General features: G+C 60.5%; 28 protein-coding genes. All 28 read left to right on the forward strand.

The window, feature by feature from the left end; translation table 11 throughout:
• The 28 genes from ISF28_RS09545 to ISF28_RS09680 all read left to right on the forward strand — a co-directional run bounded on the left by ISF28_RS09545 (position 1) and on the right by ISF28_RS09680 (position 23433).
• Positions 1-1668, forward strand: coding sequence for a terminase large subunit (locus tag ISF28_RS09545; protein ID WP_198116916.1), 1668 nt, complete (start codon positions 1-3; stop codon positions 1666-1668).
• The gene (locus tag ISF28_RS09550) at positions 1669-2976 is read left to right on the forward strand and encodes a phage portal protein (RefSeq protein WP_198116917.1); all 1308 of its coding nucleotides are present in this window, start codon (positions 1669-1671) and stop codon (positions 2974-2976) included. It abuts the gene before it with no gap.
• Positions 2945-3691, forward strand: coding sequence for a head maturation protease, ClpP-related (locus tag ISF28_RS09555; RefSeq protein WP_198116918.1), 747 nt, complete (start codon positions 2945-2947; stop codon positions 3689-3691). Before ISF28_RS09550 ends, ISF28_RS09555 begins: the two co-directional genes overlap by 32 nt.
• Positions 3692-3791: 100 nt before the next feature.
• Entirely contained in the window at positions 3792-5054 is a 1263-nt protein-coding gene (locus ISF28_RS09560) for a phage major capsid protein (RefSeq protein ID WP_198116919.1), read from the forward strand.
• A 48-nt stretch (positions 5055-5102) separates the two neighbouring features.
• A complete protein-coding gene (locus tag ISF28_RS09565; protein WP_198116920.1) occupies positions 5103-5261 on the forward strand; it encodes a hypothetical protein in 159 nt (52 codons plus the stop codon).
• Positions 5262-5265: 4 nt separating this feature from the next.
• Positions 5266-5442: a hypothetical protein gene (locus ISF28_RS09570; protein WP_198116921.1), complete on the forward strand. Its 177-nt coding sequence runs from the start codon at positions 5266-5268 to the stop codon at positions 5440-5442.
• A gap of 21 nt (positions 5443-5463) precedes the next feature.
• Entirely contained in the window at positions 5464-6105 is a 642-nt protein-coding gene (locus ISF28_RS09575; protein ID WP_198116922.1) for a phage tail fiber protein, read from the forward strand.
• Between the two features lie 2 nt (positions 6106-6107).
• The gene (locus tag ISF28_RS09580; protein WP_198116923.1) at positions 6108-6566 is read left to right on the forward strand and encodes a hypothetical protein; all 459 of its coding nucleotides are present in this window, start codon (positions 6108-6110) and stop codon (positions 6564-6566) included.
• 146 nt (positions 6567-6712) lie between these two features.
• Positions 6713-7054 (forward strand): hypothetical protein, encoded by a 342-nt coding sequence (locus ISF28_RS09585; protein WP_198116924.1) that lies wholly within the window; start codon positions 6713-6715, stop codon positions 7052-7054.
• Positions 7054-8625, forward strand: a complete 1572-nt coding sequence (locus ISF28_RS09590) for a hypothetical protein (RefSeq protein WP_198116925.1) — start codon at positions 7054-7056, stop codon at positions 8623-8625. The genes ISF28_RS09585 and ISF28_RS09590 overlap by 1 nt, the downstream gene beginning before the upstream one ends.
• Complete coding sequence (locus tag ISF28_RS09595) at positions 8622-9185, forward strand: head-tail connector protein (RefSeq protein ID WP_198116926.1); 564 nt, start codon at positions 8622-8624, stop codon at positions 9183-9185. The genes ISF28_RS09590 and ISF28_RS09595 overlap by 4 nt, the downstream gene beginning before the upstream one ends.
• Positions 9182-9523: a phage head closure protein gene (locus ISF28_RS09600; RefSeq protein WP_198116927.1), complete on the forward strand. Its 342-nt coding sequence runs from the start codon at positions 9182-9184 to the stop codon at positions 9521-9523. Before ISF28_RS09595 ends, ISF28_RS09600 begins: the two co-directional genes overlap by 4 nt.
• Positions 9516-10025 (forward strand): HK97 gp10 family phage protein, encoded by a 510-nt coding sequence (locus ISF28_RS09605; RefSeq protein WP_198116928.1) that lies wholly within the window; start codon positions 9516-9518, stop codon positions 10023-10025. The genes ISF28_RS09600 and ISF28_RS09605 overlap by 8 nt, the downstream gene beginning before the upstream one ends.
• A complete protein-coding gene (locus tag ISF28_RS09610; protein ID WP_198116929.1) occupies positions 10022-10420 on the forward strand; it encodes a DUF3168 domain-containing protein in 399 nt (132 codons plus the stop codon). The genes ISF28_RS09605 and ISF28_RS09610 overlap by 4 nt, the downstream gene beginning before the upstream one ends.
• On the forward strand, positions 10417-10824 hold the full coding sequence (locus ISF28_RS09615) for a hypothetical protein (protein ID WP_198116930.1): 408 nt from the start codon (positions 10417-10419) through the stop codon (positions 10822-10824). Before ISF28_RS09610 ends, ISF28_RS09615 begins: the two co-directional genes overlap by 4 nt.
• Positions 10821-11000: a hypothetical protein gene (locus tag ISF28_RS09620; protein ID WP_198116931.1), complete on the forward strand. Its 180-nt coding sequence runs from the start codon at positions 10821-10823 to the stop codon at positions 10998-11000. The genes ISF28_RS09615 and ISF28_RS09620 overlap by 4 nt, the downstream gene beginning before the upstream one ends.
• A 2-nt stretch (positions 11001-11002) precedes the next feature.
• Positions 11003-11941 carry a phage tail tube protein gene (locus tag ISF28_RS09625; protein WP_198116932.1) on the forward strand — a complete coding sequence of 313 codons (939 nt, stop codon included), beginning with the start codon at positions 11003-11005 and terminating at the stop codon, positions 11939-11941.
• Positions 11942-12045: 104 nt separating this feature from the next.
• Positions 12046-12429, forward strand: coding sequence for a hypothetical protein (locus tag ISF28_RS09630; RefSeq protein ID WP_198116933.1), 384 nt, complete (start codon positions 12046-12048; stop codon positions 12427-12429).
• Between the two features lie 71 nt (positions 12430-12500).
• Positions 12501-12794, forward strand: coding sequence for a DUF1799 domain-containing protein (locus ISF28_RS09635; RefSeq protein ID WP_198116934.1), 294 nt, complete (start codon positions 12501-12503; stop codon positions 12792-12794).
• A gap of 1 nt (position 12795) precedes the next feature.
• Positions 12796-18159: a phage tail length tape measure family protein gene (locus ISF28_RS09640; RefSeq protein WP_198116935.1), complete on the forward strand. Its 5364-nt coding sequence runs from the start codon at positions 12796-12798 to the stop codon at positions 18157-18159.
• Between the two features lie 6 nt (positions 18160-18165).
• Positions 18166-19707, forward strand: a complete 1542-nt coding sequence (locus tag ISF28_RS09645) for a phage head spike fiber domain-containing protein (protein ID WP_198116936.1) — start codon at positions 18166-18168, stop codon at positions 19705-19707.
• Positions 19707-20747, forward strand: a complete 1041-nt coding sequence (locus ISF28_RS09650; RefSeq protein ID WP_198116937.1) for a hypothetical protein — start codon at positions 19707-19709, stop codon at positions 20745-20747. The genes ISF28_RS09645 and ISF28_RS09650 overlap by 1 nt, the downstream gene beginning before the upstream one ends.
• The gene (locus ISF28_RS09655) at positions 20747-21334 is read left to right on the forward strand and encodes a DUF4376 domain-containing protein (RefSeq protein WP_198116938.1); all 588 of its coding nucleotides are present in this window, start codon (positions 20747-20749) and stop codon (positions 21332-21334) included. Before ISF28_RS09650 ends, ISF28_RS09655 begins: the two co-directional genes overlap by 1 nt.
• A gap of 4 nt (positions 21335-21338) precedes the next feature.
• Complete coding sequence (locus ISF28_RS09660) at positions 21339-21803, forward strand: hypothetical protein (protein WP_198116939.1); 465 nt, start codon at positions 21339-21341, stop codon at positions 21801-21803.
• Positions 21800-22060, forward strand: coding sequence for a hypothetical protein (locus ISF28_RS09665; RefSeq protein WP_198116940.1), 261 nt, complete (start codon positions 21800-21802; stop codon positions 22058-22060). The genes ISF28_RS09660 and ISF28_RS09665 overlap by 4 nt, the downstream gene beginning before the upstream one ends.
• Positions 22057-22581: a glycoside hydrolase family 19 protein gene (locus ISF28_RS09670; RefSeq protein WP_198116941.1), complete on the forward strand. Its 525-nt coding sequence runs from the start codon at positions 22057-22059 to the stop codon at positions 22579-22581. The genes ISF28_RS09665 and ISF28_RS09670 overlap by 4 nt, the downstream gene beginning before the upstream one ends.
• Positions 22578-22775 carry a hypothetical protein gene (locus ISF28_RS09675; RefSeq protein WP_198116942.1) on the forward strand — a complete coding sequence of 66 codons (198 nt, stop codon included), beginning with the start codon at positions 22578-22580 and terminating at the stop codon, positions 22773-22775. The genes ISF28_RS09670 and ISF28_RS09675 overlap by 4 nt, the downstream gene beginning before the upstream one ends.
• Before the next feature lie 103 nt (positions 22776-22878).
• The gene (locus tag ISF28_RS09680; RefSeq protein WP_198116943.1) at positions 22879-23433 is read left to right on the forward strand and encodes a lysis system i-spanin subunit Rz; all 555 of its coding nucleotides are present in this window, start codon (positions 22879-22881) and stop codon (positions 23431-23433) included.
• Positions 23434-23486: the final 53 nt, after the last annotated feature.

A 23486-nucleotide genomic window follows, 5' to 3' on the forward strand; every position in this document is an offset into this window, starting at 1 on the left:
ATGATATGGACAACAGCCTGCCCAGATTGGGAGGGCCGCCTTATCAGGGGCGAGTCCATCATCCCGCCGCCGATCTTTCCCGAACAGGCCGAACAGGCCCTCGCGGTGTTCAAGGAACTGCGAGTCGTTGACCTGCCTGGCAGACCGACGTTCGGCGAATGCAGCGAACAGTGGGTGTTCGATTTCGTTGCCGCGATCTTTGGCGGCTGCGACGGCGAGACAGGGAAGCAGCTGATCCGCGAATACTATCTGTTGATATCCAAAAAAAATACGAAGTCGACGATTGCCGCGGGCATCATGCTCACTGCCGTAATCCTTTGCTGGCGCGAAGAAGAGGAGCACCTCATTCTGGCGCCAACCAAAGAGGTGGCTGACAACAGTTTCAAGCCCGCCGCCGCGATGGTTCGCGCCGATGATGAACTGTCGACTCTGTTCCACGTTCAGGACCACGTCAGAACCATAACTCACCGGGTTTCACGCGCATCGCTCAAGGTGGTAGCCGCTGATACTGATACGGTCTCCGGAAAGAAATCGGGTCGGGTGCTGGTCGACGAGCACTGGTTGTTCGGCAAGCGGGCAAACGCCGAGGCGATGTTTATGGAGGCGCTCGGCGGCCAAGTGTCGCGCGACGAAGGCTGGGTCATCTACCTGACGACGCAGTCCGATGAGCCACCTGCCGGAGTATTCAAGGAAAAGCTGGAGTACTACCGAGCCGTCCGCGACGGGAAGATCCACGACCAGAAATCGCTGGGTGTGCTCTACGAATATCCCGAGAAGATGGTCAAGTCAAAGGCCTATCTCGACTCCTCGACCTACTACATCACGAACCCGAACATCGGCCGTTCGGTCAGTCGTGAATGGCTCGAAGATCAGCTTCGGAAGCTATCGCACAAGACGGACGGGACGTTCCAACAATTTCTGGCTAAGCACCTGAACCTGCAGATCGGGATGAACCTCCGGGCTGATCGCTGGACAGGGGCCGATTTTTGGGAGCGGCAAGCCAAGGCGCCTGGATTGACGCTGCAGGAGCTACTTGATCGGTCTGAGGTCGTCACGGTCGGCATCGACGGTGGCGGCCTCGACGATTTGCTGGGCCTTGCCGTCATTGGACGCGAACGCGACACGCACAAATGGCTTGCGTGGACCCGGGCGTGGGCGCACCCCATCGCGATTGAGCGCCGCAAGAGCGAAGAGAGCCGATATGCCGACTTCGAACAGCAGGGCGACTTGGTCATCATCGACGAGTTGCCCGGCGACGTCGCCGAGGTGGCGGCGGTCGTGAAAGAGGTCAATGAATCGAGCCTGCTGGCTTCGGTCGGCCTGGATCCAGAGAAGACGCACAAGGTCATGATGCAGGCGCTAGTCGATGCCGGTGTTGACGAGACTAAATGCTTCGGCGTCTCGCAAGGGTGGAAGCTGACAGGCGCAATCAGTTTGGCTGAGCGAAAACTGGCCGAGGGCGTCATGGAGCATGGTGGCCAACCGCTGATGAATTGGTGCGTCGGCAACGCCAAGGTCGAGGCGCGCGGCAATGCGGTCCTCATCACCAAGCAAACGTCAGGGACCGGCAAGATCGATCCTCTGATGGCCCTGTTCAACGCAGTCTCGCTGATGGCCCTGAATCCGGAGCCGGCCGCGACGCCCCAAATTTTCGTATTGGACCTTTGAATGACCGGGAAATTACTGAACCTGGAAGCGGTGCGTCACGAGTCGCGCGTGCTGAACACGTTCCTGGCCGGTCGCGAGGGCGGCGCAACGCGTGCCGGCGTGAACGCGGCAATGGAGAACGCGACCGCGACGAACCTGACCGCGAACGAACTGGCCAGCATATTGGGCCTCGTCTCGATGTCATCTGCGGGAATATCGGTGACGCCCGAGACCGCCATGCGTGTCTCCACGGTGTATGCCTGCGTGCAGCGGCTGGCCGGCTCAATCGCCAGTTTGCCATTCGAGGTCTACGAACGCGAGGATGATGCAAAAAAGATGGCGCCCAGCCACCCATACTGGTGGATGCTGAACGAGCAGGCCAATCCGGACATGACCGCCTCGACGGCGTGGAAGCTCCTGATTGGCGGGCAACTGTTCTACGGTGATGGCTATGCCGAATTGCTGCGCCCGAACTACAGCAGTTCAAGGGTGATCGGCTGGCGGCCGCTGCATCCGCTGCGTGTCACGCCATTGCGCGACGACGCCGGACGACGCTACTGGCGCGTGCAACCAGTCATCGGAGAGGCTTACGTGCTGGATCAGGCGGATATCATCCACCTGCCGAGCCTCGGCTACGACGATGATCTGATGCGTAGCCCGAGCCCGATCACGTACGCCGCGCGTGAGCAGATCGGCACGGCGCTGGCGGGCGACGGATACGCTGGCAAGTTTTTTACCGATGGCGCGAACTTCGACTATGCCTTGAAGACCGCTTCGAACCTCAACAAGCAGCAACTGGAGGATTTGCGCGTCTCGCTGCAGGCGCGTCGGGCCGGTGCGCGCAACCCACTGATCCTTACGGGCGGCCTCGAGCCAGCGCAGTTGAGCGTCAACGCCCGAGACGCAGAGATCCTGGCTACTCGCCTGTTCGGCGTGGAGGAGATCTGCCGCATCTTTGGCGTGCCGCCGCACCTGGTCGGACACACCGAGAAGAACAGCTCATGGGGTTCCGGCATGGCCGAACAGGGCGGCAATTATGTGCGCTACACCCTGATGGACCGCCTCACGGACATCCGCCAGGAGTTCAATCGCAAACTATGGCCGGTACGTGAGCGCTACTTCGTCGCGCACAACACGGCTGAGCTGGAGCGCGGTGATACTGCGGCGCGCTTCGCGGCTTATCGGATCGCTCTCGGTCGCGCCGGTGAGATGCCATTCATGAGCGCCGACGAGGTGCGCCGGCAGGAAAACATGCCGCCGAATCCGAACCTGAAAATTAATCCGAATGGGGGCAAGAATGCCGAACCTGATCAAGCTTCTGGCCAGTAACAAGAATCGACCTGAACGACTGCCCCAGTCCAGAATTGTGGCGCAGGGCGATGAGACCGAGATTTACATCTACGACGCGATCGTGGCGGATGACGAAACCGCTTACTGGTGGGGCGGCGTGTCAGCCGAAACCCTTGTGCCGGCGATTCGTGACATCAAGAGCGGCACCGTGCGCCTACGTATCAATAGTCCAGGCGGCGACGTATTTGCCGCGCAGGCGATCTGCCAAGCTATCCGAGACACGGGCGCCAAGGTCATCGCTCACGTCGATGGGTATGCCGCCAGCGCTGCCACTGTAATCGCCACCGCGGCTGACGAGGTCGAGATCTCCGAAGGCGGCTTCTACATGATCCATAACGCCTGGACCTGGGCGATGGGTAATGCCAGCGATCTCACCGCTACCGCGGCCCTGTTGTCGAAGATCGATGGCAGCCTGGCCGCGCAGTACGCGAAGAAAAGCGGCATGGCCGTCGATGACGTACGCGCCGCGATGGACGCGGAAACGTGGTACACGGCCGAGGAGGCCGTTGCTGCAGGGCTGATCGACCGCGTCGCCGCCGGCAAGAAGGCCGAGGCGTCCTGGAACATGAGCGCCTATGCCAAGGCGCCGAAAGTCACGCCGCCGGAGCCCGAACCACCCGATCCGACCGCTACCGCAGAACATCGTGCGCGCCAGCAGCAGCGTATCTCCATGCTGGCTCGCCTCAACCGATAGCTGACGCTCTCGCGCCACTAGACAGGCCGCCTTCGCGCGGCCACTTTTTTTGCCCCAACCGGCCGCGAGAGCGGACCAATCACCGAAAGGCACTCACCAAATGAGCAAGCTCGCACAACTGCGCGCCCAGCGCGATGCAGCAGCTAAACAGGCCAACGACCTGAACAACAAATATCCCGCCGACCAACGCATGCCGGCGGCCGAGGCCGAGAAGCTGGACCAGTATTTGGCCCAGGTCGAGGCGATCGACGACGAGATCGTGCGCGAACAGAAAATGGCTCGCCTGGCGCTGGAGAGCAATCCGGACGCCGTACACGAAGCTGCGCTGAACGCGGCGACGCGCGAACCTGGCAAGCAGGGCGAAGAGGCCAAGGCCCTGCGCGCTTTCCTGACCGGTGGCATCAACGCCATGGCAGACGAAGACCGCAAGCGCATGCTGGCTCGCCAGACGCCGGATATCCGCGCGGCGATGTCGACCACGACGAACTCGGAGGGCGGCTACACCGTGTCGCCTGAGTACTACCGCCAGCTCGAGATCGCCATGAAGGCCTTCGGCGGCATGCGCGGTCTGGCGAAGGTGATCCGCACGGGCTCTGGCGCGACGATGAACTTCCCGGCCGCGGACCCGACGACGGAAGTCGGCGAGATCGTCGGCCAAAACGCCACTGCGACGGCGCTGAGTACCGCTTTCACGAACATCACCCTGGACGTTTACAAGTACTCGTCGAAATCGATCGCGTTGCCGTTCGAGTTGGTGCAGGACACGTTCATCGACATCGAGGCCTACGTTCAGTACCTGCTGGCGATGCGCCTGGGCCGCATCCAGAACCAGCACTTCACGACCGGCACTGGCTCCGGCCAGCCGCGCGGCCTGCTGACCGGGGTGAGCGTTGGCAAGACCGGCACCACCGGCCAGACCGGCACGATCGTCTATGACGACTTTGTCGACCTGGAGCACTCGATCGACCCCGCTTACCGCAACCAGCCGGGTGTCGGCTACCAGATGCACGACACCTCGCTGAAGGTCGTCCGCAAGATCAAGGACGGCCAGAACCGGCCGATCTTCGTCCCGGGCTACGAAGCCAACGCGATGGTCAATGGCGGCGCGCCGGATACCCTCATGGGACGTCCGATCCACATCAATCAGGACATGCCGACGATGGCCGCCAACGCCAAGTCGATCACGTTCGGCCAGCACGACAAATACGTGATCCGTGACGTGATGGACCTGACGGTGTTCCGCATGACCGACTCGGCGTTCACCCTGAACGGCCAGATCGGCTTCGTCGCTTTCATGCGCACGGGCGGCAACTTCATCGATGTCGGCGGCGCCGTCAAGGCCTATCAGAATTCGGCCACTTGATCGTAACCGGCTGCCGGTTTCGGTCGGCAGCCACGCATGGAGAAAAACATGGCAGAAGCCCAAAAAGTAAAAGCTCGCGTCCTCGTGGACTGCGAGCTCGGCAAGGTCAACCAAGTCGTCGAGATCGACGCCAAGCAGGCCAAAACGCTGGTCGGCACTGTCGACACCGATCCCGACGCCGTCGCGTATGCTGAATCGCTGAAGTAATCCCATGGGACCCGACCCCGCTGCCTGGCTCGCCAACGTGCGCACCGAGGCGGCGGCGCCGGGAACTCTCCTGATCGTCGTGCGCGATCGTTCGCGCGCGGTGGCGATCTTCCCCGATCAAGTAGTCGGCAAGTCCGACGAAGAGCTGTTGGCGTTTATCGCCGCGCGGCTCGAAGAGTAACTTTTCTCAAACAGGAAAACCATGTCCGGACTTACCGATTACGCGCAGAACAAAGTGAAGGATGCGCTGTGGCGCGGCCAGGCGCTCGGCGCCCCGGCAACCGCCTACTTCGCACTTATCACGGCCAGCCGCGGCGAGCGGGCCAATTCGACCGCGTACGCACTCAACGATACCGCTGTTGTCAAGATTGGCAGCGCGTATTCGTATTACAAGTGCACGACCGCTGGGACGTCGGCTGCTTCGATCCCCGGAACATATGTCGGCGCAATCGGCGAAGCAATCACCGATGGCACCGCGGTGTTCACCGAGCAGACGGCAGCGCTCGATGCGGGCTCGTACACGGAAGTATCGGGCGGCTCGTATGCTCGAGTTGGCGTCACAGCATCGCTCGCCAATTTCTCCGGTACGCAAGGCGCAGGCACGACCACAGCATCGAGCGGCACGAACGGCACCACGTCCAACAACGTCGCGATCACGTATCCTGCGCCGACGGGTCAATGGCATCCGTCCGGCGGCGCAGTCGTCGGCCAGGTCGTGTTCGACGCGTCGACCGGCGGCAATCCGTGGCACTGGTCGTTGCTGTCGGCGCCGAAGAACGTCAACAACGGTGACGCCGCGCCGAGCGTTTCGGCTGGCGCCTGGGTCGACACGCTCGGTAACTGATCGTGATGACCGCTGAACAGCAAACTGCGCTGCGCGATGAACTCAAGAATGATCCGGCGGCACGAGGCTATGCGGTCCATCTGCCGGACGATCCAGTACGAGCCGTCGAGCTAATCACGGAACAGATCACGACGATGACCGGCCCGTTGCGTTCGACTACTGCAAAGGCGTGGGCGGCTGCGGGCCCGATGGCGAAGATTGAGGACGCCTGTCTTGATGCGAGCCACCCTTGCCGGGCTTCCTGCCTCGTAATTCGCCAGTCATTCGCGTGCGGCGATTTGATCCACCTTGAGGATTCGCGCCTACAGACAATGCTTGCCGGCTGGGTCACCGCCGGGGTGGCGACGCAGGCCGCAGTGGATGAACTTTATCAGCTGGCCCAAGTGGCGGCCAGCCGTGCCGATGTGATCGGTATTCCTTCGCCGTCTGCACGGGACGTGCTTGACGCATGGGGTAGCTAATAATGTCCGGAAATATTCTACTCAAATCCGGCTCGATAACGACGATCACCAGTACGGGGCCATCGCTTACGTCCGGTTCCGCGGGGCCTTCGGCAACTCCGATTACGCTCGATTGCAGCAATACGGGCAGCGCCGCTACGGCTGACATGTTCGCGGCTCTGTTCACGCTGACGGCGCAATGGGCAACGGTCACCGGAATTGCGGCCGGCACGACCGTCGCCGATCTGTACCTGGTTCCGGCAATTGATGGATCGACCTTCCCGGACATCGACACAACGAGCGGTTCCAGTTACGTCCCGTTCACAATGCGTGTCGGGAGCTTTGTTGCGCCCAAGGCCCCGTCTGCTGGAACGAACATGACCTTTCAGTCGAATTCAGTCGACTTGTTTCCTGTTCTGTACAACGTCTACATCATCAACAGGTCCGGCCAGACGATGTCGGCTAACTGGACGTTGAAAGCGCTCGCAGCGGCGGCGCAGTACACCTAATGGTCGCGCTCGTTACCCACCGCGTTCGTACGATCCAGCCCCAATCGAACATCCAAATTGATTGGAGCAACCCGCTCACACAGGGGCTCGTATTCGCATACACATGCGGCAATGAGGTGCAGGGATGGGGTGAGGATGGGCGTAACGGCATCCAATACGTCCAAGTCAGTACGGGAAACCCTGTTGGCAGGGCGATCAACACACTGAGTGGAACGGGCGGGCAGCTTCTTTCGTCTACCAGTGGCTACCTGTTTGGCAGCCCTTCGCAAACCTCTGTCAAATCCGGCGTTTATAGCCTGTTCTCTTTTGGCACAGGGCCGTCTAGCGGAATCCAAAGCGCCCTTGATGACGACGACGGCACAAACCGACGCTTCCAGTTCAGGATCAATGCCGGCAAGGTTGAGTTCAACCCATTCTACAGCGGCGGTAATGGAAACGTGATTTCGCCTGTTGCCCTATCCGCAACAGATCTCGCCACTGGTTTTGCGATGGGTGCGACAGTTAATGGGACCGCATACGCCGCGTATCAGAAAGGGATTAAAACGTCGGGAACTCCGATGCCGAGTACTGCGCTAACGCCGAACACAAGCATTATGGTCGGCGCGCGCAAGGTTGGGACGACACAATGCTGGCTGGTCGGCGGCTTGATGTTGGTGGCAATGTGGAACCGCCCGTTGACCGATGCGGAGCACGCAAGCCTTGCAGATAATCCTTGGCAACTGTTCCAGGCTTCGCCGCGGCGGATATGGATGCCGCAGCCGGCGAGCAATCTCGGTGGCGCGCTGTTTGATTCCGCTGGGCTGACAGCTTCAAGTGGTACAGGGACGTTGGCAACTGGGATCGCTCTGAATTCCGCCAGTACGTCGCTGGTAGAAGCATCGGTTTCTGTGACGTCATCAATCAGCTTGGCTAGTGCAGGTACTGCTATATCGCTGGCTGTCGCAGAGCTGATTGCGCAAATCCAGTTGAACGCCGTAGCTGCGAATGATGTATCGGCAGGTAGCGACCTGGTGACACAGGTACAACTGGCGAGCGTGGCAAGCACGGCATCCGCAGCCGGCGTGACCTTGCTGACGCAGATTCCAATCGGATCCGCTGGCTACTCGCAGACGGATTCGGCGAGTGCATTGGCGATTGCAGCGGCCTGGGGCTCGGTTGCGAATAGTGCGTCCAGCGCATATGCAGCGCTGACGACGGGCGTTCAGATCGGTGCCGCAGCGTACGAGGCGTGTGCCGGCAGTTCGTCGCTTTCTACCGGGTTGGTTCTCGATGGAGCGGCTATCACGTGGGCAAGGGCGGCCGGCGCACTAACGTCTTCGATCAAGCTCGCGGCGAGTGGGGTTGATGCGCAAACCACGTCGACGGGCCGCGTCACTCTCGCGACGTCCGTTGGGCTGTTTTCGCAAGGGGCTACGGGGTCGTATGCGAATACCTCGTTGGCAGGCGTGCTGATTACGTATGCAAGTGCACCTGCAGGGCCCGGCTATGCGCCGAAGAAGCGTTACAACGAAAGCCGGCCGGCCGGAGCAAATTCGTCCAGGCCTGAAGCGATACAAAGGAATCTCCGATGACTACACGACAGGTCTCGCCGCCAGATGTGATGGCGGTGACGCTGGCTGATGCGAAGGCACAACTGCGCATCGACTCGGACGACACCGCGTTCGATTCGCAGTTGTCCATCTGGATCGCTGGCATCACCGAAGAGGCAGAGCATGCAACTGGTCGAGCGTTCGTCAACCGACCAATGAGGGTGACGTTGGACGCCTTCCCAGACGCGATTCGCTTGAGCGCGCCGACGTTCAGTGTGGAGCGTCTCAAGTTTGTCGACGTCGATGGACAAGAGCAGGTCCTCGACCCGGTCGACTACTTCGCCGACACGGTTACGGAACCGGGTTACATCGTGCCGGCGAGCGGTAAGGCTTGGCCGGCGACTGCAGACCGCGTGAATGTCGTGAGCGTTGACTACACGGCGGGCTACGGGTCCGATGCTACGACGGTTCCGTCGAGTGCAAAACTCTACATCCTTGCGCGCCTGACGGAGCAGTGGGACCCGATCGTCAAGGAGTTCAAGGAGACGGTTAAGTCCAACTTTGTCGGGCGGCTGTTGGATAACCTGAAGGTGTATGGATGATCGCTTACGACACCTTCGTGCTCGATAAGCGCGTAATCCTTCAGGAGCGGTCTAGTGCGCGCGACGCTCTCAACAAGCCTGTTGACGCATGGGTGAACGTCTTGCCCGGCGACGGCACGACGTGGGCGTCTATCACCGACCAGACCGGGCATCAGTATATGGCTGCCGGCGGCACGCAGAACGCGGTACAGACCCAAATCAAGATCCGGCGTCGCGCGGGCGTCATACCGAGCATGCGGGTCCTGCATGGTCAGGTGCCCTACGACATCCAGGCAGTGCTCGAGCGAGATCGCACGTGGATGATCTTGATGTGCACGAAAGGGGTGTCGAATGGCTGACCTAAAGGTAGACGGCCTGGACGAACTGCACAGACGCATGGCCGGTGTCAGCGAAAGGTTGGTTAAAAACGTGCTGCGCTCAAGTGTGCGCAAGGGCGGGAATGTGATCCGCAACCAAGCACGCGCGAATTTCAATAGCGCCGTCGGACCCAACGATCTGACGGGCGCGCTAAAGGCGTCGATCCGGGTCACGCCGCGGCGCGGCACGCCGACGCGGGTCGTCGTCAGCATCGTTGCCGGTGACTTGACGCAGGCGCAAGTCCGGAAGTTCGGAATCAAGGCCGCGTACTACGCGTTATGGGTCGAAAAGGGCCACATCAACCGGAAGGCCGGTGAAGCGCTGCGTGGCAGCAAGGCCACTCTGAAAGCCATCCGTGCGGCCTCGACCAACAATACGCCTGCGCATCCGTACATGCTGCCTGCACTTCAGACGAAGGCGCAGGAAGCGGTCGATGTCGTAATCCATGACGTCGCCGCCAGATTGCCGGAGGTCGTCCAATGACGATACATGAAGCCGTGCTGGCACTGCTGCAGGCCTCTGGTGACCTGATCGGGTTCGTGGGAGATCGTATCTATCCGGACGTGATGGACGAGCCGCCGGTCTATCCGTCCGTGACGTTCCAGAAGGTCGACGGCGCCGACGCGCGCGGCGCGGTATCCAACCCTGGCCTACGGCGCGCTGTGTTCCAGGTTTCGACCTGGGCGAGGTCTCGCCTCGAGGTCGCGCAGATCGCGGCGTTGGTGAAAACGGCCATGGACCGCAAGCGCAAAGTCTCGGTGGTCGGCGTACCGATCAACGACTGCTTCTATGACAGCGATGTCGACCTGTACGACCCGGACGTGAAGATCTACTTTAACCATATGAGCTTCACCATCCACTACCGCGAGCCGACATGACCAAAGCAGAAGAGATCATCGCTGCGATCCAAGCCGCACTTACGGCGGCCGGGCTTACGGTCCGCGATGACGTTGCCGAAGTATTCAGCTTCGAGGATGGGCCGCGCATCGTGTTGGACTGTGGTGACGAATATCCGGATCCGGTTGTCGGCATGGGCTTCGTCTACTGGAACCTGAGCGTGATGCTTCTGATCGGCGCCGACGGACCGGTGCCGAAGTTGGCGCCCGAAGCTACTCGCGCCGCGGCGCACGCCGCCCTGTATGCGGATCGAACACTTGGCGGCGTCGTCATCGATCTGGCCGTCGGCCCGATCTCGCGCGGCATCGACGAGGAAAATCCGGCCTGCGGCATCACCCAGGTCACCTACAACCTGAAATACCGAACCATGGAAGGCATCGCATGAACGACGATAACGCAGGCTTGGGCGGCAGTTACATGCTTGACCCCACGACCGGCAAGCGCACCCTCGTGGCGCGCACCGAACCCCCGGCTGAAGCCGCGGCGCAAATCGATGAACCCGCTGAGGCGGGTTTTTTTACGCCGGTCGAACCGGCTGACACGACCACCACCACGGAGTAAGCATGTCCCTGTTGAACCGAAAACGCACGATCCTGTCCAAGATCGAAACGGCCTACGGCACCGACTCGGTTCCTACCGGCGCCGCCAATGCGATCCTGGTCAAAAACATCAACGTGACGCCGATGGAAACGCAACTGGTGTCCCGCGACCTGATCCGTCCGTACATGGGCAACTCGCAGAACCTGGCCGCCTCCGTCTACGGCAAACTGGAACTCGAGGTCGAGTTGGCCGGCTCCGGCACCGCAGGCACGGCGCCCGCGTTCGGCCCGCTGTTGCGCGCATGCGGCCTGTCGGAGACCATCTCCGCCGGCACCAGTGTCATCTACGCGCCGGTGTCCGCTTCGTTCGAGTCCGTAACGAACTATTTCAATCTGGACGGCGTTCTGCACAAGATGACCGGCTCGCGCGGTAGCGTGTCGGTCGCATTCAGCGCTCAGGGCATTCCAACGCTGAAGTTTTCCTTCCAGGGCCTGTATTCGCCCGTCGTCGACTCGCCTGCACCCACGGGCGTAGTGTTCAGCGCGTTCCAATTGCCGCTTATCGTCAACAACGTCAACACCACCGGTTTGAGTCTGCAGAGCTTTAGTGGCATGGTGCTGTCGGACCTGTCGATAGACCTGGCCAATTCGCTGACGTTCCGCTCGCTGGTGGGCGGGACCGAGCAGGTTCTCATCACTGACCGTAAGCCGGCCGGCTCGATCACGTTCGAAGCAACGACTGTCGCGGCGAAAGACTGGTGGACCGCCGCGCGCAACGCTGCTACCGGCTCGCTGACCGTCACCCACGGTACCGTCGCCGGCAACAAAGTCACGATCGCTGCACCTCTGGCGCAGATCACGCAGCCAACCTATTCCGATAAGGACGGCATCGCGATGATCCAGGCGAGCCTCGTACTGGTGCCGAATGCCGGCAACGACGAGCTGACGTTCACCTTCCTGTAATACCCGGCGCAAGCCGACAACCGAGCACCGGCCGGCCGCCGTCGCCCTTCGCGTGGGCGCGGCGGCGGGCGCGGGCATATCAATCTCACGCGAAAGGAATCGACATGTTCATCATCTCCACCTCGAAAGACAAAACCATCAACTGGCCGGTCAAGGTCGAAGTTGCTGCCGACGGCGGCAAGATCAGCAAGTTCGAGTTTACCGGCACGTTCAAACTGCTCGACGACGACGATCGCGAGGCGCTGTTTCCCGAAGCAGACTCGGCCGACGAGGAAGCATCGACCGCCTTCGTGAAGGAGCAGACCGTCGACAACATCCTGAAGATCATGGTCGATTGGAAGCAGGTCGTTGACGAATCCAAGACGCCGATCGAGTTCAATCGTGACAACTTGCTCGCTGCTGCACGAAGCGTGAACGGCCTGGCCATCCTGCGCGCCATCAACAACGCCATCGGTGAAATCCGCGTCGGTGCCCGCGCAAAAAACTAAAGGAAGCCGCCGCGTTTTGGGCGCGCGGCGGCAAGCCTGCCGGCCCCGGCGTTGACGACGACCTCGCCCTGATGGGGCTTTCGTCGGATGAGGCTGCGAAGTGGGCCGGCGAAGAAGAGTTCGCAGACTTCGAAGTCTGGCCCGAGAACTGGCTGATCGTCGAGGTCTTCATGGCGATGAGCGACCAGTGGATTTGGACGGGCGGCATGGAATCGCGACGGGCCGGGCTCAATCTCTGCGCGCTGCCCGTCGTCTACGAGGGCTTGGCGATCAGCCGCAAGCAGCGGCCCGAGGTGTTCCAGGGGCTGCAGGTAATGGCCTCCGCCGCTCTGGGTGTCATGCACAGCCGAATTTTAAGGGAATGATATGCCAGCAGCAGTAACCGTCGGTGGCCTGATCATCAACATGGCCGCGGAAACCAGCCAGCTCAAGACCGATATGGCGGAAGGCTCGCGCGTGGTCGACGCGGGCGCCAAGGCGATGATCAATTCGCTGACCGGCGTTGTCGAGTCGTCCGATCGGGTCACGGATGCCGGTGCGCGGATGGTGAAACAGCTGCGGGACGAGATCGCCACGTTCGGTATGACGAGCCAGCAGTTGGCGCAGCAAAAGGCGAACCTCGCCGGCGTCGGCGCCGAATACGAGGCGTTGACCCAGCGCCTCAACGCGATGCGCAGCGCCCAGGCCACGTTCGGACAGGACGTCAACGCCACGAGCACTGCGTTGCGCTCGCACGGCGCCGCTGCCCGCGAGGCGGGGGGGCATGTCGAGGAGTTCGGTTTTCGGACTGCGGCGTCGAAGCGCGAACTGCTGGTGCTGGCCCATGAGCTGAGTCAAGGGAACTACAAGCGTTTCGGTGGCTCGATGATGGTGTTGGCTGAACAAACAGGCGCCGCTGGCGCGCTGTTTAGCGCGACAGGCCTCGCCGCGCTCGGCTTTGCCGCTGCAGTCGTCGGTGTTGGCGCTGCTGTGATCAAGGGAGCGGAAGATCAGCGAGCCATGAGCAACGCGCTGATCGAGACCGGAAATTATGCGGGATTGACGAGTGATTCTCTCAATGCATTGGCCCACGCTGCGATCGAAGCCGGTGGCAGCATCGGCGAAGCCAAGAAGGCTGTCACCGCGCTTGCCGCCAGCGGAAAATTCACAGGCGCTCAGATCGGCTACATCTCTGACGCTGCCATCGCGATGGAGCACGCAGCCGGCAAATCGGTCGACAAGACGATCGAGGAATTCGAGACCCTGTCGGTGCAAACCAGCGGCAGCGCGATGCGGTCCAGCGAAACGATTTCGAAGGCGGCGCTCAAACTGGATGAGCAGTATCACTACCTGACCGAGTCGGTGTACGAGGAGATCCGTGCGCTCGAAAAGGATGGCGATCAAAAGGCGGCGTCGGCCCTGGCAACCGAGACCCTTGCAAAGGTGACGAAGGATCGCGCCGAGGAGATGGTGGGGAATATCGGCGCCATCCAGCGCGGATGGAACAGTGTCAAGGAGGTAATCGGGGAAGTGGTCGATGGCCTCGGCAAGATTGGCGCGCGAAACACTGTCGCTTCCGATGCTGCAAAGGCCAGTGCGAAGCTCGCGTCATTCGACAATGGCTTGAAATCGGTCGGCATTACCGATCCCGAACATCAGTTGACGGGGAGTTGGGCTGAGACTCGTAAAAAGCTCGTGCTGGACCTGGTTGCCGCCTACGGCAAGCTGAATCAGGCCGATGCTGCAGCGATCGCGGTTGGTAAGGAGCGCATGACGCAAACCGAAGCGAATCTTGCTGCTTCGCGCATCGAGCAGGACAACATGAGGCTCGGCAAAAAGGGGCTGACTGAGCTCGATGAGGCAATCCAGCGGTATGGCCAAGACCTGGCGAAAATCGCTGCCGCAAACCCGACCAGCAAGCTGCTTGACCAAGATGAGGTCAATCGGCACATGCAGATGCTGATGAAGGCGCATACGCAAACCCGAGGTAATGACGACAGGGCTGCTCTTCTGCAGGACCGGCTGACCATCGAGCAGACCGCGCTCGATCGCGAGAAATCGATCTACGATGCGCGCGGCAAGATGCTCGACCTGTATCACTCGAAGTTCGGCATGGCGGACGCGGAATTTTATGCCGGCCGCGAGGCAGCACGCGCCGAATACGTCGCGTCCGAGGCCCTCGCGTTCGCCAAAGAGGCAGCACTGCTCAAGGCGTCGGAAGCCCAGGCGCGAAATCCGCAAGAGGTCGCGGCCGCAAAAGAAAAGTATGACCAACTGGTAAAGGCGCATTCGAAGTTCGTGGACGATATGCGTAACGCGGGCGGCGAGGACGCCGTCGGGGCCGAGGCGAGCGTGAAGAAGCAATACGACGACCTCGTCAAGGCCACGGTAAATGCCGGCGCGGCCAGCATCAAGAGTCTGGACGACCAGATCGTAAAGCAGCGCGAGCACAACGCCGAAATCGGCAAGACGAAGGAGCAGATCGAGCTTGCCAAGCAGGCACAGGTTGACGCGGCCACTGCCCAGATGCAAAGCGATGCAGATTATCTGCGCGATGGGATGGCCAAGTGGGCTTTGGATGACCAGTCGCGTGCTCTGTACGAAATCCGCCTCCGGAACCTAGACGACGAGATTGCCCGTCGGCGCACGCTGGCCGGTCTTTACGCCGATGGCGCAGATGCCGAGGCGATAGCGAAAGCATCGACTGAACTCGACAAGTTCCTGGATCCGACCAAGGCGCATAACTTCGGCAATGCGCTGAAGGGATCGCTCAATGGCGCGACGAAATCGATGGTCGACCTGACCAGCGCGATGATGAAGTATGGCGCGCACCAGGCGGCGAACGATAAGGCGCGTGCACAAGCCGCCATTCTGAGCAAAGGCAACGACGTAGATCAAGCGAAGGCAGCCGTTGCCCTCGACGCGATCAATCGCCGCAGCACGCAAGAGCAGCTCGCGGGCTACGGCAACATGGCCAGCGCAGCGGCTGGCTTCTTCGGCGAGCATAGCCGCGGCTACCAAGCCCTGATGACCGTGTCGCAGGCGTTCCACGCTGCCGAGCTGGCGATGACGATGGCCGAGCTGGTGCCCAAGGCGGTCAGCGCTGTGCTGACACAGGGACAGGGCGACCCGTACACCGCGTTCGGCCGCATGGCTGCGATGGGTGCTCTGGTGGCTGGCCTGGGCGTGGCGATCGGCGGTATTGGCGGACATTCCGATACCGCGGCAAAGGACCGCCAAGCTGCGCAAGGCACCGGTACGGTGTTGGGTGACAGCAGCGCGAAATCCGAGTCGATCAAGAAGGTGCTCGACATGGTCGAGAAGAACACTTATCAGGGTCTCGCGATCAACAACAGTATGTTGACCACGCTGCGCAGCATCGACAGCAACATCGGCAGCTTTGCAGGCCAACTGGTAAAGAGTACGAACGTCACCGCCCCGGATGTTGGCAACTTGGCCCACGGCTATGGTACGACGAATCTTGGCGCAGCAGACATGACGGCAACCGGAGCTGAGATCGGTTCATACTGGGGGCCAATCGGCACCGCTGTAGGTGCAGTCGCTGGCTACATTGCCAGCAAGATTCCTGTGTTTCAAAACCTATTCACGTCGATCGTGGGCGGCAAGCAGAGCGTCGAGGACTCGGGATTCGGCATCAATCCCGCAAATCTCGCGTCGCTCGTGGACGGCGGAGCGCATGCCTTTCAGTACGCGGACATCAACACGTCTGGAGGCTGGTTCGGCAGAGACAAGCACAGCGAACAAACCACGGAGCTGAACGCCGCCGCTAACCAGCAGTTCACTGCAATCATCAAATCGCTGGCAGGCAGCGTCAAAAGTGCAGGCGACATGCTCGGGCTCGCAGGTGATGACTTTACCGCCAAGCTGAACGGCTTTGTGGTCGATGTCGGCCATGTCAGCCTTAAGGGCCTCAAGGGTGACGAGCTGCAAAAGGCAGTCGAATCAGTGTTCGCGAAGCTTGGCGACGACATGGCTCGGTATGCCGTCAGCGGCCTGCAGGAGCTCCAGCAGGTGGGGGAGGGCTATCTCGAAACACTGGTGCGTGTTGCTGCCGAATATCAAACCGTCGACGTGGTGTTCCAATCGTTCGGGAAAACGTTCGGTGCGGTGGGGATGGCGTCGATCGGGGCGCGCGACAGGCTCGTGCAGTTGGCCGGTGGGCTGGACAAGTTCACCAGTCAAGGCGAGTACTTCCTGGCGAACTTCTTCAGCGACCAAGAGCAGGCCGCGGCTCTGCGGAAACGGATCGACCCGACACTGGCGCAGTATGGCCTTTCGTCCGAGGGAGAGAATGCGTCCAAGGCGTTCCGCGACTTCGTCATCAGTCTCGATACGACGACCGATGCCGGTGCGAAGGCCTACACGACGTTGATGACGATCGCGCCGGCGCTGAAGACGATCATCGATGCCGGGAAGAGTGCACTCGACGAGCGGAAGTCCCTGCAGGACAAATACGACGAACTGACGATGACGTCAACGCAGTTGCGCGAGAAGGAGCGCTCGGCGGTCGATGCGAGCAATCTGGCGCTGTATGACCGGGTTGCAGCGCTGCAGGCTGAAAAGGATGCGGCGAGCACCTTGCTTGGTGACGTCGATGGTGCGTTCTCGATTCTACAAAAGGTGGTTGAGCGCGAAAAGACGGCGGTACAGACGGTTATCGATGCGCACACGGCTGCGGTGAGCAAGCTGCAGTCGCTTTCTCAATCCCTGCACAGTACCTTGAACAGCATGATGTCGCCGGACCAGCAGGTAATGGCGCGCACGGCTGGCCAGGCGCAGATCCGGGCCGCGCTGGCGATTGCGAAAGCAGGCGGTCCGCTTCCTGATGCGGAATCTCTTAAGGATGCACTGAGTGCGGTATCGAAGTCGTCTATGGACCAATTCGGATCGTATCGGGACTACCTCAAGGACCTGTATCAAACGCAGAACGATATCGCCTCTCTTGGCAACGTCACGGACAACCAGCTTTCGGTAGAGCAGAAATCACTCGCCGCGGCGCAGGACCAACTGAAAGCACTTGATTCGATCCTGGTGAAGTATCAGGACCAGATCGACGTGCTGAAAGGACAGTCGACCACGCTGCTGTCGATCGATCAGGCGATGCAAGGCCTGTCGACGGCGATCATGGCTGCGAAGGGCAATCCTGTTGTTGCGGCCACCTCGAGCATCAACGATGCCTACCAGAGCATGCTCGGGCGCGCGCCAGATGCAACCGGACTCGCGTATTGGCAGCAACAGGCCGCGGGCGGGGTATCGGCATCGGACATCACGTCGGCGATTGGGGCTTCGGCAGAGGGGCAGGTTCAGAAGGCTTACAAGGACCTGCTTGGGCGCTACGCAGAGGCGACCGGATTGAACTACTGGCTGAAGTCCGGCTCTTCGATCGATTCGATCAGGGCGGCCATCATGCAATCGGGAGAGTACAAGTCACTGCACCCGTTTGCGGTCGGCACGAACTTCATCCCCGAGGACATGCCGGCTATGGTTCATAAGGGCGAGCGGATCATTCCGGCTGCCGATAACCGCGCGTTGATGGCGCGGCTTACCAGCCCATCGAGCAACAACGACGCGCTGGTGGCCGAAGTGAAGGCGCTGCGTCAGGAAATCGCGCAGCTCCGGACCAACAACAGTGCTGAGAACGTCGCCCAGGTGAAGCAGTTGCAGCAGACGGTTGATCTGTTGACCCGCGTGATTTACGGCGGCGACTCCATCCAAACTAGAGCGGGCTAATCCACGATGATGATTATCGACCCCGTCGCCCTGGGCGACGTGGCGTGCACGCGCGCGTCTGTAAAGTACGTGTACGACCGAACCGGCACGCTGGTACAGGTGCCGGTTAATACCTTGGCGGTGACGTATGACCCAAGCGATTTGACGAAGGCGCCCTATGCGCTGGTAGAGGACTCGGCGACGAATCTGTGCTCGTGGTCTACTGCAATCGATTCTAACTGGGCGAACAACGGGGCTACCTGGACCGCTAATTTCGGCACTGCGCCTGATGGCACGCTATCGACTACGTTGGTCAGCAGCGGTACGAAATATCGCAGCATTGGCGGGTTGACGATTGGCGCTGACTACACGTTTTCCGAATTCGTAAGGGCGGGTTCTTCGCATACGATTTGGATATACGCAGATGGCATGCCGTTGAGTACTCATGTTGTCTTAGACTTATCTACGCAGACGTTTTCCGGAGTTACTGGAAGCGTCACTAGTATGGGGTGTGAATACGTCGGCAACGGAATGTATCGTGTTTGGATGTCGTTCCAGCCGAGCGGATCAACTTGCGCCATTCATGCGTACCCATCCGGCGGAAGCGTTGAATTTTGGGGTGTTCAGTTAGAGGTTGGGCTGACACCGAGCAGCTACATCCCAACTAGTGGCTCTGTCGTCACTCGTGCTGCCGACACTGTCGCTTCTGGTGCGGGCTTGGTGTATTCGAATGTGTCGATCACCGAAACGGCATACAGCAGCGCGTCGACGTATGCGAAGGATGCCATCGTCTATGACCCAGCGACATACCTGATGTATCAGTCGCTCATCGATGGCAATGTGGGACATGCCCTGTCTGACACGGCCTCGTGGACGCCATTGCTAACCATGGTGAACCGCTGGTCGATGTTCGACCAGTACAACAATACTCAGACCAGCAACGCCGAGGAAATCATCGTCGTGCTGCAGCCGAAAGCGCTCGCACAGGGTGTTTACATCGGCAACGTGGATGCGAGCGACATCCGCATCTCCACATACGACCCGACAGATGGCCTGGTGTACCAGGAAGTCCAGGACTTGATCATCTCGGATTCAGGAAGCTCGTTCTACAACTGGAGTTTCAAGCGGATCCGCAAGAGGTCGTATGCGGTGTCGGTCCAGTTGCCGCCCTACTACACCGGGCTCGTGACAATCGCATTTAGGAAGCCCAGCGGGACAGCGAAATGCGGCATGTGCGTGTTGGGCCCGCTCGTTGACGTCGGTCTTGCGCAATATGGCCTGTCCCGTGAGATCAAGGACTACTCCACGGTGAACTTCAACTTCGACGGCACGAGCAACGTCGTGAAGCGCAATTTCGCAAAGATCATGGACGTCGACGTGATCCTCGACAACGTCTACATCGACAGCGTTATTGAATCGCTCGAGAACTACAGACAGAAGCCCGTCGCCTGGATCGGGGCCGCGGCTTATGGCTCCGCCTGCCTGTACGGCACGTACACCAGCTTCAAGAATGTCATCCAGTATCCGACTGTGTCGGCAATGAACCTGCAAATCCAAGGAACTGTTTAATGACGATCACAACACTGCTTGACCCTACGCTGCTGCCGGCGCGAACGATGGACCAATCTGCGTTCGATGCGGCGATGGCGTACCTGATGACGAACCTTCCGACCTGGGGCACGCAGACGAACGCGCTTCAGGCCAACCTGAACGCCATTGCGTATGGCGGGGTATATGCGCTGTCCTACAAGTGGGGCACGTCGGTCAATGCCTCTGTGGGCTTCACAGCCGGCGGCTTCATTGGACTTTCAGACGGTGTTAGTAACAGCATTATGGCGACGCCCGCGAATGCCGTCAGCATCTACCTGGATACGAAAGACCTGTCGACGGTGTCCGTCGCCGCTTTGCTAAACAGCACCGTATCTGGCAACAGCAGCGCCATAAAGGGACACATTAGACTTGTGAAGCAGGGGGATGCGTCGAAATGGGCGCGCTTTTCAGTGACAGGCTATTCGCAAAACGGCGGCGGCCTGTACGGCCAGTTCACCGTTCAGTTCATCGACTCCAGTTCAACCACGCCTTTCGCTACGAACGACACCGTCATGCTGTTATTCCAGCGCACGGGCGACAAAGGCGACATCGGTCCGTCTGGATACACGCCGACGTACATGTACGTGCGCGACGAGAAAGCGAACGGTTCCGGTGCCGGGACGGCACTTAACGGCGCAACGGTACGCGTGCTGAATACGGTCAAGGTGAACACGATCAGCGGTGCGTCGCTCGCGTCGAACACCGTCACGCTGCCAGCCGGTACGTACGAATATGCCGGCAGCGTACCCGGCTATCAATGCAATGCGTTCCAAGCGCAATTATGGAACTCAACGGACAGCCTCTCAGTCGACATGGGCACGAGTGAAATAAGCACCGCCACGAACGCTGTGCAGGTCCGGTCCCTTGTGAGGGGGACATTTACGATCAGTGCCAGTAAATCGTTTCAGTTGCGCCATCTTCAAGTGAATGGCGGTTCAGGCACCTTCGGCTATCCAGCCGGCAACGCCGGCAGCGTGGTCGAGGTCTATTCTGAAATTCTCTTTAAGAAGATTGCATAATGGGCGAAATTATCGATTCGCCGGTCGAGCCGGCAACCCTCGAGCCGCAAGCTGTACGCTACGTCACATTCGCATTCGACGGAACCCTCGACGGCTGTTATTTGCAAGTGCCCCCAGAGACGCACGCCGACTGCATGATCGTCGTCGATGATGCTATCGCCGAGGCGTGGCCGCATTACTGCGCCAATGCCACGCGTGACGGAGTCGAGCTCGCGCCGCCACTGGCGATCGACCTGGCTGCGCTTAAGGCAGCGAAGAACGACGAGATTAATGCCTGGCGTGCTGCCACGAACTTGTCTACGTTCCCGCACGCAGGGAAAGAAATCGCCTGCGATGCGCTGTCCAGATCGGATATCGACGGAGTCGCCAACAACATCGCGCTGTTTGGCACGTTCCCTGATGGATTCCCGGGCGGATGGAAGGCGACGGACAACACGATGGTGCCGTTGGCTGACGTCGACGCCTTCCGTGCCATGTATGCGTCGATGACCGCTAAGGGTACCGAGAACTTCAACCATGCCCAGACCCTCAAGGCGCAGCTCGCATCAGCGACCACGCCGGATGAGGTTGCTGCGATCGTGTGGTGATGCCATGGCCCTCCGCGCAGCGTTTTATAAAGGTACGCACGCCGGCGTCCCGGGCGTCTACAACCGCTTGGTGCGCTGGTGGACGCGCAGCCCATACTCGCACGTCGAGTTGATATTTCACGACGGTGAGGAAGCCGCTTCATCGTCGTTTATGGATGGCGGCGTACGCTTTAAGAAGATCGATTTCGACCTGGCCCTGTGGGATTTCGTCGACCTGCCGGGCGCGCTAGAGGCATCGGCACATCAGTGGTTCGCTAATCACGTTGGCCAAGCGTACGACCTCCTGGGAAATCTGCATTTCGTCGTGTCCGCCATCGGCGATGACAAGCGCAAATGGTTCTGCTCCGAAGCGGTGGCCGCGGCACTCGGCATGCCGGATCCAGCGCGATTTGATCCCGGGACGCTGCACGCGGCCCTCAGTTTCCTCAACCAACCCGCTTCGGCGGGTTCTTTATTGGGCAAAACGTGAACGACCAATCCCAAGTGGAAGCGCTGGCGACGGCGCGCATTGACATCGCCCGCCTAGAAGTGGAGGTGGGGCACCTCACCAGAGGCATGGTTGACCTCCAAGAGAGCAACCAGCAACTGACCGCGAAGCTCGATCAGGTGCTGCTTACCCTTTCGGAGGCCCGCGGAGGCTGGAAGACGCTGATGGTTGTCGGTGGCGCTGCATCGTCCGCCGGCGCCGCAGTGGCGTGGATCATTCAGCACCTGGGGAAAGCATGAACCTCGTAACCGCAAACGACCTAAAGCGCATCCTGCCGCTCGCCGGCACGCGTGCTGACACGTTCTGCGCGCCGCTCAATATCGCCATGGGGGAGTTCGAGATCAACACCCCGGCCCGCCAGGCTGCCTTCATCGCACAAATCGCCCATGAGTCGGGGCAGTTCCGCTACGTGCGCGAACTTGCGAGCGGCGCCGCTTACGAAGGTCGGATCGACCTCGGAAACACGATGAAGGGAGATGGCGTTCGCTTCCGGGGCCGCGGTCTGATTCAGATCACCGGCCGCACCAACTACAAAGCCTGTGGCGCCGCGCTCGGCCTCGATCTCATTCTCTACCCGGAGTTGCTAGAGCAACCGATGTATGCATGTCGCTCCGCCGGCTGGTTCTGGAAAACGCACGGCCTGAACGAGCTTGCGGACGCGGGCGACCAAGTCAAGATCACGCGCCGCATCAACGGCGGTACCAACGGGCTGGCCGAGCGGCTGGCGTACTTCGAAATAGCTAAAAAGGTCCTCTCATGAAACAGCGCACCCAAGTCGTACTCGAGTTCATCGCCGCCCGCCTGAGTGAGCCATCCACCTGGCAGGGAATTTTCTTCCTGATCACCCTGACTGGCTCCAAGTTTGGCGCCGGCCTGGACTGGGGGCAGGCTGCTGGCCTGGGGGGTATTGCCTCTGCAGCCTTGAAGATCATCTTCCCGGACCCGACCAAATGAGTGAGCCGGATTGCTTTTTCCTCGGGATGGCGATCGGCGCATTCATGGCGGCCGTCGTCGTGATCTATGCAGTTGCAGTGTGCCGGCGAGATGGGGTGCTGTGATGATTGCCGCACTCCTTCTTCGCTTCGGTATCCCGCGCTGGGCTGCCATCGCTGTGTTGTGCGCCATCTCGGCCGGCGCCGCGCTTGCATACCGCGCGCATCTGATCGACACGGGCATCGCCATTGAATCGGCGCGGCGCGACAAGATCGACACCGAGCGAGATCGCCAAGCAAAGGCCGAGCTCGCCGAGGCGAACGCTCGCGTCCGAAATGCCCAGGCCGAACTCGACGGCGCAATTGCTACTGTCGCCAAACTTCAAACGGAGCTCACCCATGAACAAGCCAATTCAGCTGCTTTGCAGTCTGACCTTGCTGCTGGCCGCCGCCGGCTGTCAGTCGCCATCACCGGCTCCTGCCGTCCTGCTCAAGCCGAACAGGCTGCAGGTGCCGCCGCTGCCGGCGTGGATCCGGGAACCGCGGCTACAGCCGACCTTGACCCAGCGGCTGCCGCAAGCCTTGCTGGGCTCACAGCGGAAGGAGACTCCGCCATCGTCCGCCTCAATGCCTGCATCGCAGCCTATGACGCCGTGAAGACGGCATCCGACGCGCAGTAACCAGAAAGGTCAGCATGACCCAGCAGAACATCATCGACCCAAAACTGCTCGAG

The organism is Massilia rhizosphaerae (assembly GCF_016093545.1).
Taxonomy (GTDB): domain Bacteria; phylum Pseudomonadota; class Gammaproteobacteria; order Burkholderiales; family Burkholderiaceae_D; genus Telluria; species Telluria rhizosphaerae.

Bases quoted from the DNA above. Each gene is read 5' to 3' on its own strand.
- ISF28_RS09680 (WP_198116943.1), top strand. From the start codon at position 22,879: ATGATTGCCGCACTCCTTCTTCGCTTCGGTATCCCGCGCTGGGCTGCC.
- ISF28_RS09640 (WP_198116935.1), top strand. From the start codon at position 12,796: ATGCCAGCAGCAGTAACCGTCGGTGGCCTGATCATCAACATGGCCGCG.
- ISF28_RS09645 (WP_198116936.1), top strand. From the start codon at position 18,166: ATGATGATTATCGACCCCGTCGCCCTGGGCGACGTGGCGTGCACGCGC.
- ISF28_RS09560 (WP_198116919.1), top strand. From the start codon at position 3,792: ATGAGCAAGCTCGCACAACTGCGCGCCCAGCGCGATGCAGCAGCTAAA.
- ISF28_RS09610 (WP_198116929.1), top strand. From the start codon at position 10,022: ATGACGATACATGAAGCCGTGCTGGCACTGCTGCAGGCCTCTGGTGAC.
- ISF28_RS09570 (WP_198116921.1), top strand. From the start codon at position 5,266: ATGGGACCCGACCCCGCTGCCTGGCTCGCCAACGTGCGCACCGAGGCG.
- ISF28_RS09630 (WP_198116933.1), top strand. From the start codon at position 12,046: ATGTTCATCATCTCCACCTCGAAAGACAAAACCATCAACTGGCCGGTC.
- ISF28_RS09585 (WP_198116924.1), top strand. From the start codon at position 6,713: ATGTTCGCGGCTCTGTTCACGCTGACGGCGCAATGGGCAACGGTCACC.
- ISF28_RS09615 (WP_198116930.1), top strand. From the start codon at position 10,417: ATGACCAAAGCAGAAGAGATCATCGCTGCGATCCAAGCCGCACTTACG.
- ISF28_RS09655 (WP_198116938.1), top strand. From the start codon at position 20,747: ATGGGCGAAATTATCGATTCGCCGGTCGAGCCGGCAACCCTCGAGCCG.
- ISF28_RS09550 (WP_198116917.1), top strand. From the start codon at position 1,669: ATGACCGGGAAATTACTGAACCTGGAAGCGGTGCGTCACGAGTCGCGC.
- ISF28_RS09565 (WP_198116920.1), top strand. From the start codon at position 5,103: ATGGCAGAAGCCCAAAAAGTAAAAGCTCGCGTCCTCGTGGACTGCGAG.
- ISF28_RS09600 (WP_198116927.1), top strand. From the start codon at position 9,182: ATGATCGCTTACGACACCTTCGTGCTCGATAAGCGCGTAATCCTTCAG.
- ISF28_RS09635 (WP_198116934.1), top strand. From the start codon at position 12,501: ATGGGGCTTTCGTCGGATGAGGCTGCGAAGTGGGCCGGCGAAGAAGAG.
- ISF28_RS09605 (WP_198116928.1), top strand. From the start codon at position 9,516: ATGGCTGACCTAAAGGTAGACGGCCTGGACGAACTGCACAGACGCATG.
- ISF28_RS09675 (WP_198116942.1), top strand. From the start codon at position 22,578: ATGAAACAGCGCACCCAAGTCGTACTCGAGTTCATCGCCGCCCGCCTG.
- ISF28_RS09590 (WP_198116925.1), top strand. From the start codon at position 7,054: ATGGTCGCGCTCGTTACCCACCGCGTTCGTACGATCCAGCCCCAATCG.
- ISF28_RS09575 (WP_198116922.1), top strand. From the start codon at position 5,464: ATGTCCGGACTTACCGATTACGCGCAGAACAAAGTGAAGGATGCGCTG.
- ISF28_RS09625 (WP_198116932.1), top strand. From the start codon at position 11,003: ATGTCCCTGTTGAACCGAAAACGCACGATCCTGTCCAAGATCGAAACG.
- ISF28_RS09545 (WP_198116916.1), top strand. From the start codon at position 1: ATGATATGGACAACAGCCTGCCCAGATTGGGAGGGCCGCCTTATCAGG.
- ISF28_RS09650 (WP_198116937.1), top strand. From the start codon at position 19,707: ATGACGATCACAACACTGCTTGACCCTACGCTGCTGCCGGCGCGAACG.
- ISF28_RS09660 (WP_198116939.1), top strand. From the start codon at position 21,339: ATGGCCCTCCGCGCAGCGTTTTATAAAGGTACGCACGCCGGCGTCCCG.
- ISF28_RS09555 (WP_198116918.1), top strand. From the start codon at position 2,945: ATGCCGAACCTGATCAAGCTTCTGGCCAGTAACAAGAATCGACCTGAA.
- ISF28_RS09595 (WP_198116926.1), top strand. From the start codon at position 8,622: ATGACTACACGACAGGTCTCGCCGCCAGATGTGATGGCGGTGACGCTG.
- ISF28_RS09670 (WP_198116941.1), top strand. From the start codon at position 22,057: ATGAACCTCGTAACCGCAAACGACCTAAAGCGCATCCTGCCGCTCGCC.
- ISF28_RS09620 (WP_198116931.1), top strand. From the start codon at position 10,821: ATGAACGACGATAACGCAGGCTTGGGCGGCAGTTACATGCTTGACCCC.